Annotated in this window: 14 protein-coding genes; 10 read left to right on the top strand and 4 right to left on the bottom strand. The window is 62.5% G+C overall.

The annotated features are described in order from the left end of the window. Nucleotides 1-184 precede the first annotated feature (184 nt). From CH266_RS03965 to CH266_RS03955, 3 genes are read left to right on the top strand one after another with little or no spacing between them, the layout of a single operon-like run. The gene (locus CH266_RS03965; RefSeq protein ID WP_176457002.1) at nt 185-1,543 is read left to right on the top strand and encodes an MFS transporter; all 1,359 of its coding nucleotides are present in this window, start codon (nt 185-187) and stop codon (nt 1,541-1,543) included. A 7-nt stretch (nt 1,544-1,550) separates the two neighbouring features. After that, a complete protein-coding gene (locus tag CH266_RS03960) occupies nt 1,551-3,278 on the top strand; it encodes a CocE/NonD family hydrolase (protein WP_094714770.1) in 1,728 nt (575 codons plus the stop codon). A 50-nt stretch (nt 3,279-3,328) separates the two neighbouring features. Further along, entirely contained in the window at nt 3,329-4,216 is an 888-nt protein-coding gene (locus CH266_RS03955) for a shikimate dehydrogenase (RefSeq protein WP_032368871.1), read from the top strand. A gap of 1,341 nt (nt 4,217-5,557) precedes the next feature. Here the strand turns inward: CH266_RS03955 and CH266_RS25305 are convergent. Then, a complete protein-coding gene (locus CH266_RS25305; RefSeq protein WP_094666056.1) occupies nt 5,558-5,767 on the bottom strand; it encodes a hypothetical protein in 210 nt (69 codons plus the stop codon). Between the two features lie 248 nt (nt 5,768-6,015). On the opposite strand from CH266_RS25305, the gene CH266_RS03945 reads away from it, so the two are divergent. Next, a complete protein-coding gene (locus tag CH266_RS03945; RefSeq protein WP_094714769.1) occupies nt 6,016-7,263 on the top strand; it encodes an MgtC/SapB family protein in 1,248 nt (415 codons plus the stop codon). A 63-nt stretch (nt 7,264-7,326) separates the two neighbouring features. Here the strand turns inward: CH266_RS03945 and CH266_RS03940 are convergent, their stop codons facing one another. Beyond that, a complete protein-coding gene (locus CH266_RS03940; RefSeq protein ID WP_255175834.1) occupies nt 7,327-7,788 on the bottom strand; it encodes a hypothetical protein in 462 nt (153 codons plus the stop codon). 248 nt (nt 7,789-8,036) lie between these two features. Next, complete coding sequence (locus CH266_RS03935) at nt 8,037-8,966, bottom strand: universal stress protein (RefSeq protein WP_094714768.1); 930 nt, start codon at nt 8,964-8,966, stop codon at nt 8,037-8,039. A gap of 169 nt (nt 8,967-9,135) precedes the next feature. Between CH266_RS03935 and CH266_RS25755 the strand changes: the two genes are divergently transcribed. The 6 genes from CH266_RS25755 to CH266_RS03905 all read left to right on the top strand — a co-directional run bounded on the left by CH266_RS25755 (nt 9,136) and on the right by CH266_RS03905 (nt 13,441). Next, a complete protein-coding gene (locus CH266_RS25755; protein WP_094714767.1) occupies nt 9,136-9,570 on the top strand; it encodes a universal stress protein in 435 nt (144 codons plus the stop codon). Between the two features lie 48 nt (nt 9,571-9,618). Beyond that, nucleotides 9,619-9,885: a DUF1876 domain-containing protein gene (locus CH266_RS03925; protein WP_094714766.1), complete on the top strand. Its 267-nt coding sequence runs from the start codon at nt 9,619-9,621 to the stop codon at nt 9,883-9,885. Beyond that, on the top strand, nt 9,882-10,172 hold the full coding sequence (locus CH266_RS25750) for a PLD nuclease N-terminal domain-containing protein (protein WP_369597408.1): 291 nt from the start codon (nt 9,882-9,884) through the stop codon (nt 10,170-10,172). The genes CH266_RS03925 and CH266_RS25750 overlap by 4 nt, the downstream gene beginning before the upstream one ends. A 298-nt stretch (nt 10,173-10,470) precedes the next feature. Further along, on the top strand, nt 10,471-10,911 hold the full coding sequence (locus CH266_RS03915) for an RrF2 family transcriptional regulator (RefSeq protein WP_027496129.1): 441 nt from the start codon (nt 10,471-10,473) through the stop codon (nt 10,909-10,911). Nucleotides 10,912-10,952: 41 nt separating this feature from the next. Beyond that, complete coding sequence (locus CH266_RS03910) at nt 10,953-12,197, top strand: globin domain-containing protein (protein ID WP_094714764.1); 1,245 nt, start codon at nt 10,953-10,955, stop codon at nt 12,195-12,197. 386 nt (nt 12,198-12,583) lie between these two features. After that, nucleotides 12,584-13,441, top strand: coding sequence for a MerR family transcriptional regulator (locus CH266_RS03905; protein ID WP_094714763.1), 858 nt, complete (start codon nt 12,584-12,586; stop codon nt 13,439-13,441). Between the two features lie 53 nt (nt 13,442-13,494). Here CH266_RS03905 and CH266_RS03900 read toward each other — a convergent pair whose 3' ends face one another. Further along, on the bottom strand, nt 13,495-14,658 hold the full coding sequence (locus CH266_RS03900) for an epoxide hydrolase family protein (RefSeq protein WP_094714762.1): 1,164 nt from the start codon (nt 14,656-14,658) through the stop codon (nt 13,495-13,497). Nucleotides 14,659-14,751 lie beyond the last annotated feature (93 nt).

Genomic DNA, 14,751 nt, shown 5'->3' with positions numbered 1-14,751 from the left:
GGTATGTCTTTCGCGAATAGTTCTATCGGGTTCTCTGTCTTGTCAGTAATAGTAAGCGCGATTAGCGTGACTCGGGACACAACGACGGCGCTCGCACCGCGGAGATCACCCCATGGATCACGGCGGCTGGCACAGCGTTGCGGACTACTTTCAATCCACTGCGACCGAGAAACGGTGTACCCACATGCGCAACATTGCCGAGACGGCACCCGGTGAGCCCCCTCGGTCGACATCCCGGTTCCGTGAATCCAAGGCGAAGATGGCCTCTGCTGCCAGCCTCGTCGGTAGCTCGCTCGAGTACTACGATTACATGCTCTACGCCACTGCCGCGGCGTTGATCTTCCCGCGGGTGTTCTTCCCCGAATCGGACACCTCGACCGCCCTCATGCTGTCCTTCGCCACCTACGGGGTTTCCTACCTGGCGCGGCCGGTCGGTGCGTTCGTTCTCGGATCGGTCGGTGATCGAATCGGACGAAAGATATTGCTGCAGTTCACCATCCTGCTGATGGGTGCGGCCACGCTCGGGATCGGTCTTCTGCCCGGGTACGACACGATCGGGGTCGCTGCCCCGATTCTGCTGGTGTTCTTCCGTATCCTGCAGGGATTTTCCACCGCCGCCGAGGCGTCGGCAGGATCGGCCCTGAGTCTCGAACACGCCCCTGACAACCGGCGAGCGTTCATGTCGAGTTGGACCATGTCGGGAGTGCAGGGTGGTCAGGCACTCGCCAGTCTCGCCTTCATCCCTGTTGCGATGCTGCCCGACGAAGCCCTGTACACCTGGGGATGGCGCATACCGTTCCTGCTGAGCGTAGTAATCCCCGTCGTTGCGGTGTTCGTGCGTCGAATGGTTCCCGAGACACCGGAATTCGAGCAGGCCCGAGCGCAGGGAACCATCGACAGAACTCCTATCCGCTACATGCTCAAGCATCACTGGCGCGACACCGGACGGGTACTCCTGTGCTCCTTCTACGCCGTTCCGTCCTCTTTGGCCACGGTGTTCGGACTGTCCTACGCCACAAGCGATTCTGTCGGTGTCAGCCGAGACGTCATGTTGACATCCGTACTGGCTGCAAATGTGATCGCCATCGGCTCTCAACCACTGTGGGGCATCGTCGCAGACAAATTCGGCCGCAAGCCGGTCTTCATCACCGGTCTTGTTGGTTCATTCATCGGACTGTGGGCGTTCTTCAAGGCCATCGAGACTGCGAACACAGCCGCAATCGCCGTAACAACAGTAGTCTTCCTCGGCTTCCTGTACACCGCATCCAACGGCATCATTCCGGCATTCTTCACGGAAATGTTCCCCACCCGCGTTCGGACGCTCGGCATGGCCTGCGGTATGCAGATCGGCCTGCTGCTGTTCGGATTTGCACCCTCGATCGTGCAGTGGCTCAGAGGAGATGAGACTTCACCGATGACGAGTGTGCTGCTGGTCGCGGGAGTCGCGATCGCTCTGGCCGGCGTCGGTGCGTTGACGGCACGCGAGACCCACCGCACTCCTACCGCCGAACTCGGTGCATCCACATCCAAGGCGAACAGGTGAATGCGCGATGACTCTTCAAGACCTGCGCCGTCCCGATACAATGGACGCCTCGGTTCGATTCAAGATCGTGGTCGAGGATGCCTTTTTCGTTATGTCCGACGGGACCTCGCTGCACGCCACTGTGACACGTCCCGACACCCACCTGCGGGTTCCTGTCATCGTGATTCGTACCCCGTACCTGCCGTTCACCGCAGTTCAACTCGATACGATCGCCATTGCTCGACGTGGGGCGGCGGTCGTCGTCCAGAGCACACGCGGTACCGGACAGTCGGAGGGCGAGTTCGAACCGTTCGTCCACGAGGTTCAGGATGGGGTCGATACCGCCGCGTGGTGTCGTACGCAACCGTGGTCGAACGGGCGGTTGGGGAGCCTCGGTCGCTCGTACCTTGCTCTGACCCAGCTCTACACAGTCGCAGGTGAGCCCCATGGCGTCGAAGCGATGGGGTTGGAAGTGTGCTCGGGAGACCCGTACGACTTCGTCTACCGTGGCGGGGCTCTTTTCCACGGCATGCTGGTCTACTGGGCGATGCGCCACGCCAACGCGTCGATAGAACGCCGCGCATCACAGGGGCAGGACATGACCGACGACCGCCTCGAATGGGACGCGGCCATGGACGATTTCGGGGCTACGGTCGCCACGACCCCGCTGACAGACGTGCCAACTCTCGCGAAACACTTCCCGACGTGGCAGAAGTGGCTCGAACACCCCGAACGTGACCAGTGGTGGGCGCGGGCTTCCAGGCCCGAGCCGCGTGAGACCGGAGTACCTGCCCTGTACGTGGGCGGGTGGCATGACATCTTTCTTGCAGACACAGTGCGAGAGTTCCGTGCAAATCGCCACCCGGACTCGCGATTGATCATCGGCCCGTGGGCACACACTGCCAATGGATCGGTACTGGGCCAGGCGAATTACGGATACCGGGCGTCTGCCGATGCCGCTGAGATCATCCGCGAGCAGGTCGACTTCGTGCTGTCACGTATCACCGACACTGTTCAGGACACTGCGCCGCACAGCAAAGTGCGTGTCTTCGTCATGGGCGGGGCCAACAGCTGGTCCGACGAGACGGTGTGGCCACCGCGTCGAGCGCGTGACACGGAATTCTTCCTGCACCCCGACGGGGTGCTGGTTACCGATCCAGGGGTCGCTATCGAGGGCGTCGACAGCTTCATCCACGATCCGCACGATCCGGTTCCTACCGTGGGCGGGGCGAACTTCTTCCTCGGCTCCGACAGCGGGTACTGCACCGGGCAACAAGACCAGGGTGTACTCGACGCTCGAACCGACATCCTGCGGTACACGAGCAGTCCGTTCGAGCACGACACCGACATTCTCGGTGCGGTGCACGCGACACTGTTCGTCACCTCTACTGCGCCATCTTCGGACTGGGCCGTCAAACTGATCGACATCGATCGAAACGGCCGCGCCCTCGACATCGTCGACGGCATCGTGCGGACGCCGCTGCCTCTCGACACAACCGACGCGTCGTCCGGCATGACCCGAGTGTCGGTGGACGTGGGCGACACTGCCTACCGCGTGCTAGCTGGGCACCGCATACGCGTCGACATATCCGGATCGAATTTTCCCCGCTTCGACCGCAACCCCGGCACCGATGGACTACCGGGAATGATTCCCGCCGATGAGTTTCGTACCGCCGAGCAATCCGTTTCGGTGGCAGCAGGCGCAGCATCGTTCGTCACCGTTCCGCTCTCCCGCGCGACGGAGAGGGCCTCGTGAGCACCACGCGAGAGACGATCGCTGGAACCGACAAGTATGCAAGGGATCCGATGGACTCGTTGGTGTGCGGCCTCATCGGCAGCGGGATCTCGGCGTCGATGACCCCGGCCATGCACGAGCGAGAGGGTCGACGTCAGGGGCTGACGTATGCCTATCGCATCATCGATACCGACGTCACCGGAGCAGATGCCGAGGATTTCCCGCGATTGGTCTCCGCCGCAGCTGAACTGGGATTTCGTGGACTCAACATTACCCATCCGTACAAGCAGTCCGTGGTGCCACTGCTCGATTCGCTCTCGCCCGATGCCGCGCGCCTCGGCGCGGTCAATACCGTTCTCTTTCGGGACGGCCAATCGATCGGATACAACACCGACAGTTCAGGATTCGGAGCGAGCCTCGAGCGGGGACTGCCCGACGCCGATCTGACATCCGTCGTGCAGATCGGTGCCGGCGGTGCAGGTATCGCCGTCGCGTATGCACTCATGGCGGCGGAGGTCGGCACGCTCACCATCATCGACACCGACCCGCGCCGTGCATCGCAGACAGTCGATCTTCTGAACGAGGCGTTTCCAGGACGCACCGTCACCACATCGACAGTTCTTCACGGGCCTGCTGCCATCTCGTCAGCCACAGGATTGGTCAACGCGACACCGATGGGCATGACCGCCCACCCCGGTACACCGGTGTCCGTGGACTGTCTTCGATCCGACCTGTGGGTCGCGGACATCGTATACAGACCCGCAGAAACCGAACTGATTGCCGCCGCCCGCAGTATCGGGGCTCGAGTACTCTCGGGAACCGGAATGGCCGTGCATCAAGCAGTCGACGCGTTCGAAATCTTCACCGGGCTGCCGGCAAATGCCGAAGCAATGGCCGCGCACATGCGCGCCATGCTGAAGACCGAACGAGCAGGGAAACTTAAGGCAGTTGACCGTTAGGCTCAGGCTACTTCCGCTGAGCGGGTACTGCGCCCATCGTTGTGCGGCCAGTTCCGCGTGGCAGTGGGTGACGAAGTAGCTTCGTCTTCGATCGTTGCCTGCCGCCACAGCTGGTCGCCGACCAAGTCGGACGCATCACGTTCAGGCTGGATAGCATCGCCGAAACCTGTTGCTGTGCAGCACATGCAGTAGGCTGAGCGACATTATCTGTCTTATCGGAGATCTACCTCTAGTCGGTGGAGCATTACTCGCCTCCATGGATTGATGACGGTGCGGAAACTGCTGTTTCCGCGCGATGTCGTCGGCGGCATCGTGTCTGTTGTTGGCAACTCGGCAATTGTTCGCTTCCGTCAGCATCATCGCCGGATGGCTAACGCTTCGCCTGGAGCCTCATTTGTCCAACAAGCCGTTAGACCAATGCGGCGGGGTTCGCCGTTGCGCTTTTCGACTGACTAGGGGGCGATACGGGTTCGCGACGAATGAGTCTCGTTGTCCCTAGTCCGCACAGAGCGTCGATCGCAAGGACGCTCTTCGTCCATCCGATACCGTGGCTGTACGACACCGATCAGGACTGTCCGGTGTCGGAGGATCGGCGGCAGTTCGGTGTCACGAGAGTGTCACAAGTCGGTACGTTCGGACCTGGACTGGGCTGGACGGTTATGAACGAAAAGTGTTGTGAAGTAAACAAATATCGAGTCCACTGACGTCTGGGTGGATCCACTTCCAGGGACCTTGAAATCCGTCAAGTGTCGGTTCGAGTCCGACTGGGGGCACTGGAGTCCATATAAATCCGAACTTTTCGGATATGCAACGAGATTCGGCGGGTGTCGTGGACTCTGCGTATTTGGATGTACGTGAATGGACAGGTGGCGCAGCGGATCTGAATCCGCGGACTGGCCGAAGCTTGCTCGAACAATTCTCGGCGGATATGTGCAGCTCAGGGTAGGTCTCAGCTCGGCAATATGGCACGAGCAAAGTCCGCATACACGACAGTGGCAGCGGGGCATCTGGGGCAAGAGTGACTTTGTGGTCGGGCGTCACGCCTGCGCCCCACGCATGCCTCACCGTCGGCTGTGGACCGTTGAATAGTGGAGAAATCATCGGCGCTCGCCCGGCGACTGCAGCTGGTTCTTCTCGATCATGCTGTACCTTTCGGCCGGTGTCGCGAGCATCCCCGCGGACGGCCGGTCGGTGGCTGTTGAGCCGGAGCTTCCGCCCGCCGTCGCGAAGCGGATCGCGAGCACCGTGCAATTGCCCGAGACATCACGCTTCCAATCGAGTGGGAGCGCGATGGCATCGCTTTGGACTCAGCTCCGCGTGATCGAGTGCCCCCACCGGCGACTACGAGATGTAGCCCAGTAGCAGTGAGATGACGCCGACGGCGAACGGGGAGCTCGGAATGGCTATTCCGGTCGGCAGGTTCTCACCGCTGAGCACGGCCGGATCGGTGCGGGCTATCTCGGATTCGGATCCCGTTCGAAGTCCGAGTGGAGCGGACAGAACACGGTACAGATGGTGCTCTCTACCAATCGTTCGGTGATGTCGGAACATTGCCGGACCGCACCTAGGGCGATGGCGTGAGTCATACGCGTGAGGGACCTTCCGCCCTGTCTCTTCCCCTATGTAGTTGCGGACAATGGGATCGTGATCTACTGCGACGCTGAGAGCTGACGTCGTGACCGGCCGTGGATGCGAACTCGATCCGACCGCGGGATCCATCGAAGACTCGAGGATAGAAGGTGGACGGTGCGGCAAATCCGTTCCAGTAGTGCACGATCGGTGAAACTGTCGTGAGCTGGATGGACGTCGAGCCCTTCCTGGTGGCGCTCGCCATCGGACTGCTGCTCGGGTTCGAGCGTGAACGCAGCCATATCCGCACGCTCCCGGCCGGGTCGCGTTCGTTCGCGCTGCTGTCTCTTGCCGGAGCCGTCGCCGCCGGCTTCGACATCTGGGCAGTCTCAGCCGGCATCGTCGTCGTAGGGCTGCTCATGGCGCTTGCCTATCTCCGCACCAGCGAGCAGGACGCGGGGACCACTACCGAGATAGCCGCGTTGGTGGCCTATCTGCTCGGTGCACTCGCCTATACCGACCCGTCGGTAGCCGTCGCCCTTTCCGTGATCGTGGCCGGACTGCTGATGTCGAAGTATCGCATTCATCGCTTCGCCCGTCAGATGGTCAGCGAGATCGAACTCGAAGACGCCATCAAGTTCCTCGTGGCGGCATTTGTCATCCTGCCGTTGTTACCTGATCGCGAAATCGGACCCTACGGTGTGCTCAACCCGGCCAAGGTATGGCTCCTCGTCGTTCTGCTCACCGGTATCGGATGGATCGGATACATCGGCGTCCGGACGCTCGGGCCTCAGCGCGGTCTGCTCGTCACGGGTCTTGCCGGCGGATTCGTATCCGCAAGTGCGACAACTGCGTCGATGGGCCGGCTGAGCCGGACAGCCGATGAGATGCGGGCACCGCTCGCCGGGGCGCTCGTTGCCAGCCTTGCCACCTTCATACAGTTGCTCGTCGTTATCGGTTTCGTCGAGCCAGACGTTCTTCGACGACTGTGGCCCCCTGTGGTTGCGGGTGCCATGGTGCTCGTTGTAGTCGCTGCCATCGTCTACCGCGGTGCCTCAGTGGCTCCACGAGACGCTGAGGTGATGAGCATTGGCGTCGAGCCGCATACCGCCGCGCGGCCGTTTTCGTTGCGGCCGGCACTCGTGTTGGCTGCTGTTCTCGTCTTCGCCCTCTTCGTCGGCCGATGGGGTGCTGACGTTCTGGGTTCGCGGGGAGCGGTGCTCGCCGCAGCTGCGGCGGGTCTCGCCGATGCTCACGCCGGTGCTCTCGGGGCGGCGAGCCTTGCTGCGAAAGGCACCATCACGGTCGACAGCGCGCTGCAGGCAATCGCCGCTGCGCTTGGATCGAATCTGCTGGTCAAGAGCGTGCTGACCTTCACTTCAGGTGGGCATCGCTTCGGTCTCGGGTTTCTTGCGGCCATGGCTTTGCCGACCGTCGTCTTCGCCGTCGTGATGACCATCGCGGTGACGATGGGGTGAACTGCAGCGGACCTTTCCGCTCGTCGGTTTCGAGCGCAGAGGCGTCGATGCACGTCTTGTAGCTCAGCACGTAGCTCGACTGAGCCCGCGCGCGGGCGGAGGTGAGGTGCGCTCGTACGAAAGCGACCAGGGATCGATCGTGTTCTCGTGCAGTCGCCAGCCCGCGTCCTCGATCTCTCGGCAGAGTTTGTGAAGGCACCGAGTCATGCCCGGTGCCCACTGATCCTGTGGCGGAATAGATCCCCAGATTCGGGGCACTGGGAACGTGTCGCTGAAATACACGGGTTTCTCGTCGACGACACCGACAAAACGCATGTAGGCGTTTCCCGATTGACTTGCCAGCGTTGCCAGCAAGGCCATCCACCAGTGTCGTGCTCCCACCTCCTCCACACGAACCACCAAATTCGACGACCCCTCGTCGAACTGTTCGATGGCGGCGTACGCCGTGCTGTCGGTGGTCTGAGGATGCGGAGAGCAGTCGGGCAGGGTGCCGTCGACGGTTGCCTGGACCTTCGATGTGTTCATGCCTTCTCCGTTTCGTTCCGGTTCGGTAAGCGACCCTATCGATCACGCGGTACCCGGTGCTGTCGTCGAACGTCCCCACTCGGAGGGGCCGAGGTCCTCGATCGCCGTGTTCGGCACCGATCCATGAACTTCCTCGGTCGTAGATGGCGAAAGCCTTTGTGTCGTAGTCGCGTTCTCGGTGAAGGTCAACACGTCCGCGCGTTGCTCCTCGGGCAGAGCCGGTATTTCGGCGTGCTGCCACAGGGCCGTTACTGCAATTTGCCTTTGCAGGCAGGGACGATGACGACCGGTATATCGGCTCGATGGAGTACCGCACGGCTGGTCGATCCGCCGAACAGCGGTGAGATCGCACCACGGCTCCTGGCCCCGAGCACGATGAGTTGCGCGTGGGATTGGGATGCGTACTCAAGGAGCGCATGTGACGGTCGGTCGTGTGCAGCGTGAGCCGTGACTTCGACGTCGGGATACTTCTCGGACCACGAGGCAACGAGGTGATCGATCCACCGCTGTGGAGCAGAATCGCCACGCATGCGCGGCCCCAGGTCGATGGATCGGGCGAACCCGGTTCGCGGTTGCAAGGACTCGTACGCGTGCACGGCAAGCAAGGAGGTGCCGAGTCGTGATGCCTGATCGAAGGCAACGTCGAGTACTGCATCGTCGTTGGACGAACAGTCGACGCCCACCACTGTGGGCGCGGTGTCGGACTCTGCCTCCGTTCCTGTGAAGCTTTGCGGGACAACAGCAATCGGGCATCGTGCGTGAGTGGCGACATCGGTACTGACCGAGCCCAGTACTGCCCGCGCGACGGTTCCCTTTCGACGAGAACCCAGCACGAGCATCCGAGCTGTGTCCGCGTACTCGTTCAATACCTCGTTGGGTGGGCCGGGATCCAGCACGGTCTCCACATCGGCGTCGTCGCCCAGGATCGACAGCGCGATGACGCGGGCGGCGGCCAGCGCGGACCGCGCACGAGCACGCGCACCCGACGCGGTGCCACTGTTCGCGTCCAGTGCTCCGGTGCGCGTGATGTCCAGATCGACACCGGCATAGACGAGCAACAGTGTGGTGTCTCGGCCGACTACGCCGGTGGCAGCCCAACGGACAGCGTTCCGAGCCGACACGGAGCCGTCGACGCCGACAACCGTGAGATTCTTTCGTTGGTCGATCGCAGTGGTCATGCATCGATCCTCTGGGGTCGGGTCGAGCGGGACGAGAGGCTTCGGACCTGTCGCACGGTGCCGAAGTCCTCGAATTCGGCACGACGGTCCGCACCGCTCGCCGGGTCGATCGAAGGTCCTGACAATCTGGGACGTTATACCCTGAGTTGCCCGATCCACGTGGGATGCAATGGGACTGCGTACCGATGAGTCCGCACGGAGTGGCCGAAAATCCTGTCGGACATTCGCCCATCGCAGATCGGAGTGGACACCATGGTTCTGGCCAATCGTCAGCGAGTCGTCGTCGGAGTGGACGGTTCGGAGAGCCGGCGGAGTCGCACTTCCGTATTTCGTCGACTGGCCGGCCTATGAACGTGAGGAGGCAGCACTCCTGTCCGAGAGCTTGGCCGGATGGGCCGAGAAATACCCGGACGTGCAGATCAATCGCGAACTGCGCCAGGGGAATGCTTCGCACACACTCGTGGATCTCTCCGCGCAGTCGCAGCTTGTCATCGTGGGCAGCCACGGACGCGGATCGATCGCCTCGCTGGTGCTGGGGTCGACCGGTGCCAATCTTGTTCACCACGCGCACTGTCCCGTCATGATCTGCCGCGACGGACGATGACCGGGCCCGTGACGAAACTATGAAGCCCCGTCGAGAAAGGCCCATGTCATGGAAGAACACACTTGGTCGGTCGAAATCACCATCGACGAGCACGACGACAAGACACGTGCCCTGGCGCGGTTGCATACTCGCGGCGACACGAAGCTCACCGGGGTAGGGATGGCGCGAAAGAGCCCCGAGGACCCGATGGTCCCCGAGATAGGCGACGAGCTTGCCGTCGCACGAGCACTGTCGGATCTCGCTCATCAGCTGCTCGAATGCAGTGCGCAAGACCTGGAACAGTTTGTCCACGAACCTGTCCGAGTGCGACTGTGAACGCACCACGCGATCCATCGTGGCTGTCTGCAGGTGCGCAGGAGAACGGTGCACGAGGTGCCGAAGCCGAAGCCGAGGAAGGCATAAGCGAACGACGCCGCCGCGGCATCGTCGTTCTCGGCACTGTTCAGGTGGCAATGGCTTTGGCCGCGTGGCTCGATCTTGCGCTACGTAGTAGCAGGCAGGTTACTGGCAGCAAGCGGCTGTGGGCCGCGGTCATATGCGTCAACTTCTTCGGTCCGATCGCATACTTCTTCTTCGGCCGGCGATCGGATCCGCTCCAATAGGCGTCGCCGCTGTAGCTGAGCCACGTCCGACCGATCGACTTGCTGGTGCCAGTACGGTGACGCCTGCCCCGATGACGGCGGGCAGTGCGAAGGCCGAGTGCCGAGCCTCACGGCATCAATCTGTGGGCCGGTGCCGGGCACCGCAGCGCTTCCAATGACCCGGCAACGCGAATTATCGAAGAATTGGCCTCGGAGTTGTGAGAGGAATGTACAGGTGTAAAAACCGCACGGATCGTGGTGTTTGAACCCACGCTCCAAAACCCGCATCGGGTGTGCGGGATTGAGTACCGTCGTAGACATGCAACTGACTCGCTTCAGCGATCTGGCCCTACGGGCGATGATGTTGCTGGCAGCCGCCGGCCCGGACGGTCCTCGGATGACCACTGGAGCCATTGCAGTTCGAGTCAACGCGTCCGAACACCATGTAGCGAAAGCGATTACACGCTTGGTCGGATTGGGCTGCGTCCGTGCGCAGCGCGGCCGCACCGGCGGGCTCTTCCTCACCGACACGGGTCGATCGATATCGGTGGGCCACCTGATCCGTCAGCTCGAAGGCGATCGCGAAGTCGTCGAGTGCGTAGGGGACCGGCCCTGCCCACTTCTTGCCGCCTGCCGATTGCGGCATGCCCTGGCCGTCGCCAAAGAAGCGTTCTATGGCGAACTCGACCGCTACACGATCGACGATCTAGCCGCGTCCCCGACCATTCCACTCGCAATGGTCGCTTTTCCCTCACCCTGACCTGCCATTTCGACGTCGGCGGTCCCTTGGAAGGAATACCTATGTCCACGTTCGGTCCCCTCACTGTCGATCACGAGCTTCAACCCGATCACGTCGACGTCGTCAGATCGACGTTGCCGTTGGTGGGTGCCAATATCGACGCCATCACAACAAACTTCTATGCGCGCATGTTCGCCGCACGACCGGAGCTGCTGCGAAATCTGTTCAACCGCGGGAATCAGGCACAGGGAGCACAACAACGAGCTCTGGCCGCGTCGATCGCGACGTACGCCACCCATCTGGTTGACCCGACGCTGCCGCACCCGGACGAAATGCTGTCCCGGATCGGACACAAGCACGCATCTCTCGGAATTACCGCCGACCAGTACTCGATCGTGTACGAGCACCTCTTCGCTGCGATCGTCGACGTACTCGGTGCCGAGACAGTGACGACCGAAGTCGCCGAAGCCTGGGACCGGGTGTATTGGATGATGGCCGACACTCTCGTCGATCTCGAGAACCGCCTTTACGAGAGCGCGGGAGTGGTTGCGGGACAGGTCTTTCACCGCGGAATCGTCACTACGCGCACCGAAGATCCGTCCGGGGTAGTGGTGATCGGTGTGACCGGCGACTGGCCCGAGCTTCGAAAGGAGCACCCGGGTGGGTACGTCTCGGTCGGAGTGACTCTGCCCGACGGCGCGCGACAGATCCGCCAGTACAGCCTCATCTCCGGCAGTGACACAGGCGAATTGACGTTCGCCGTCAAGCCTGTCGTCGCCAGCGGTGGCTGCCCGGCAGGTGAAGTGTCGAACTGGATCTCGAGCACGCTACGCCCGGGAGACCTCGTCGACATCAGCATCCCGTTCGGTGATCTGCCGACAGAGGACATCTCTGCAGGGCCCGCCGTATTGATCTCGGCCGGCATCGGCATCACGCCGATGAACGGGATTCTCGAACATCTCGCTCTGTCTGGTACGCAATCCGAGGTGTTGGTTGTCCACGCAGACCGTAGCCCCGCCGACCATCCGCTTCGAGCCCGTCAGGGACAACTGGTCGACGCCTTGCCGAACGCCGTCCTCGAACTCTGGTACGAGGAGCCCGGTGATGTGGCCGATGCACACCATGGGCGGTTGGATCTCACTCTTGTCGAAATTCCTCAGGGTGCGACGTTCTTCGTGTGCGGCGGTAGCGGTTTCGTGCAGGCCGCCAGATCGCAACTCGTCGACTGTGGGGTCGACAAGTCGCGTGTCCATTGCGAACTGTTCGCCCCGGACGAGTGGTTGCTCGGCGTAAGCGTCGTCCGGTAGCCGCGCCGGCGTCCCGGGCCACCTTCTGTCGTCAGATGGAAACGCCGTGGCGGCGATCTCCGAGAACGCGTTCGGCCACAAGAGCTTCCATAGCGGCCGAGAAGGGCTCATGTCTGCCCTCCCTGACGTCAACATCACCTGTGCGATCCGAGTCGTTGTTCGTAGTCGAGGTCATTGTCAGGCATCTCCATCTCGTTCGGTGTTCTTCACAGGATCGACGACAACGTGTGAATAAGCAAGAATGTTTGCTGTTTCAGCAAAGGGGGAGGGCAATGTGAGACTTCGGTGCAGTGTTGCCCGACGCGCGAAATCAGGCGGCGAGTTGCACCTTCCGTAGGGTCATGTGGTGCAGTGAGCATATTCCGCCCAATGAGGAAGGCTCGCACATGTTCTCGTCCTTCATCCCGCCGCGCCAAGTCACGATCGGGGCAGCCGCCGCCTTCGTCGGCACCACTCCGCGAGCGATTCGCCACTATCACCAGATCGGTCTGTTGCCGGAGCCCGAGCGGGGGAGCGACGACCGCCGCCGCTACGGCTACGACGAGATGATTCGGCTGATGTGGATCCGCCGAATGGCGGACGCCGGCATTGCCCTCGACGATATCCGCGACGCGTTGGCCGACGCGTCCGGCACCTCCGACAGCGACGTCGCGCGCATCCTTGATCGGCTCGAAGGGGTCATCGTCGCCAGGCAGGCCGAACTCGAGCGGCAACGGACCGCCGTGCAGCGCATGCGTGCGCGGGGGAGCAGGTTGGGCCTGCTCTCCGATGTCGTGAGTGAGCGCCTCGTCGACTTGCCCCAGGGAGCGGTGCGGCAGGACGACCTGGACACCCTGCTCGTGACCGAGCGGATCTTCGGCGAGCTCGGCGCGTCGGTCCAGGCGTCGCGTGTCATCGCCCTGGCCACCCACCTGGACTTGCGGGAGTATTCCGACCGAGTCGACGCCGCCGAAGGGGCGCTCGACGACTCGGTCTCCGTCGACGACCCCCGCGTGGCGGGGGTCGCGGCCGAACGGCACGCCTTCGAGACCGCCCTCCATGCGGTCATCGAGAGCTCCGGCCTGGCGCAGGCCGACGACGCCCGATTCGACGCCTGGGACGAGTCGCAGCCCGCTCCCGCCGACGCCGGTCCGGCGTGCGGGTCGACGAGCCTCACCGAGGCCGTCCGGATGATGCCGTACGACTTCTCTCCTGCACGCCTGCGGTGCATGGAATTGGCATTAAAACTCGACGAACCCCGTTAGCGCTTCGGGAATCAGGTGCTGGGCGCACAGGAATTCAGGTGTGTTGGGCCGCTCTACGCAAGGGCTAAGCGATACGGTCGGAAGAACTCGCGTAATTCTCGAGCGTACAGCTCGGGCTCCACGAACGGAGCGAAGTGCCCGCCGCGCGGAAGTTCTTTCACACGAACGACATTCGCGACGCGGTCTAGCCACGCGCGGGGCGGATTCGTGAAGAGGTCACCCGAAAAGAACGAGAACCCTGACGGCACCTCGACGCGGCGGGCGTGCTGCTCCGAGGGAATGGACGCGTTGGCGTTGTACATACGCATCGACGAGCCGATGGTCTCGGTGAGCCAGTAGAGGGTGACGTTCGTGAGGATCTCGTCCTTGGTGAAATTGCGCTCGATGTCACCGTCGCCGTCGGTCCACCCTCGCAGCTTCTCGACGATCCATGCGGCCAACCCGGCCGGGGAGTCGGTCAACCCGACGGCAGCGGTCTGCGGTTTCGTGCGGTGCATCGCAGCGTATGCACCCTCTGTACTGCCCCACGCGGCGGACCTGTCGAGAAAGTCCTGCTCCTGCGGTGACAGTTCGGCGCGGTCGCCGGTGAACACGGGCAGTCCCGCATCCATACGATGGACGGCCACGACAGAGTCGGGGTGATCGAGTGCGAGGTACCGGCTCACGGCGCTGCCGATGTCGCCTCCGGCAGCCCCATAACGGGTGTACCCCAGAATGTGCATCAGCTCGGCCCAAACGCCGGCTACCGCAATCGAATTCAAAGGGGTGCCTGCCGGTGTATCCGAATAGCCGTAGCCCGGCATGTCGGGCACGATGACGTCGAATGCATCGGCGGGGTCGGCACCGTGTGCGCCCGGATCGGTCAGCAGCGACACCACTTTCGAGTAGCGCCAGAACGAGTCCGGCCATCCATGGCTGAGAACCACGGGAAGAACCGGGCCCACAGGTGCCACTGCCCGCGCGTGCACGAAGTGGATGCCCAGATCGCCGACTTCGACCCGGAATCGAGGATGCTTCGACAGGGCAGACTCCTGCGCTCCCCAGTCGAATTCGTTGGACCAGTATTCGACGAGTTCACGAAGGTAACCGACGTCGACACCGAGTGACCACCCAGCATCGGCAGGACTGTCCGGCCACCGTGTTGCGCGAAGTCGTGTTCTCAGGTCATCCAGCGCCGCAGCAATAGTCGTCGAAACGAATGGTTCGGGACGCGTCATGAAGGGGAGTCTACGTCCTGATGTGGCCGCGGTCAGGTGAGTCGGTGGGGGCAAGTGGTCATGTCCGCCGCTGTGCCGGAGCCAATTTCGTCG

Origin of the sequence: Rhodococcus sp. 06-1474-1B, assembly GCF_002258885.1 — a bacterium.
GTDB classification, from domain to species: Bacteria; Actinomycetota; Actinomycetes; order Mycobacteriales; family Mycobacteriaceae; genus Rhodococcoides; species Rhodococcoides fascians.
The sequence above is the reverse complement of the archived record's forward strand: the minus strand, read 5'-3'. Positions and strand labels throughout refer to the sequence as shown.

Coding starts and splice junctions, on each gene's coding strand:
- CH266_RS03910 (WP_094714764.1), top strand. CDS start 10,953: ATGTCCACGTTCGGTCCCCTCACTGTCGATCACGAGCTTCAACCCGAT.
- CH266_RS03940 (WP_255175834.1), bottom strand. CDS start 7,788: ATGAACACATCGAAGGTCCAGGCAACCGTCGACGGCACCCTGCCCGAC.
- CH266_RS03900 (WP_094714762.1), bottom strand. CDS start 14,658: ATGACGCGTCCCGAACCATTCGTTTCGACGACTATTGCTGCGGCGCTG.
- CH266_RS03905 (WP_094714763.1), top strand. CDS start 12,584: ATGTTCTCGTCCTTCATCCCGCCGCGCCAAGTCACGATCGGGGCAGCC.
- CH266_RS03945 (WP_094714769.1), top strand. CDS start 6,016: ATGGACGTCGAGCCCTTCCTGGTGGCGCTCGCCATCGGACTGCTGCTC.
- CH266_RS25755 (WP_094714767.1), top strand. CDS start 9,136: ATGGGACTGCGTACCGATGAGTCCGCACGGAGTGGCCGAAAATCCTGT.
- CH266_RS03955 (WP_032368871.1), top strand. CDS start 3,329: ATGGACTCGTTGGTGTGCGGCCTCATCGGCAGCGGGATCTCGGCGTCG.
- CH266_RS03925 (WP_094714766.1), top strand. CDS start 9,619: ATGGAAGAACACACTTGGTCGGTCGAAATCACCATCGACGAGCACGAC.
- CH266_RS25305 (WP_094666056.1), bottom strand. CDS start 5,767: ATGTTCCGACATCACCGAACGATTGGTAGAGAGCACCATCTGTACCGT.
- CH266_RS03935 (WP_094714768.1), bottom strand. CDS start 8,966: ATGACCACTGCGATCGACCAACGAAAGAATCTCACGGTTGTCGGCGTC.
- CH266_RS03965 (WP_176457002.1), top strand. CDS start 185: ATGCGCAACATTGCCGAGACGGCACCCGGTGAGCCCCCTCGGTCGACA.
- CH266_RS03915 (WP_027496129.1), top strand. CDS start 10,471: ATGCAACTGACTCGCTTCAGCGATCTGGCCCTACGGGCGATGATGTTG.
- CH266_RS03960 (WP_094714770.1), top strand. CDS start 1,551: ATGACTCTTCAAGACCTGCGCCGTCCCGATACAATGGACGCCTCGGTT.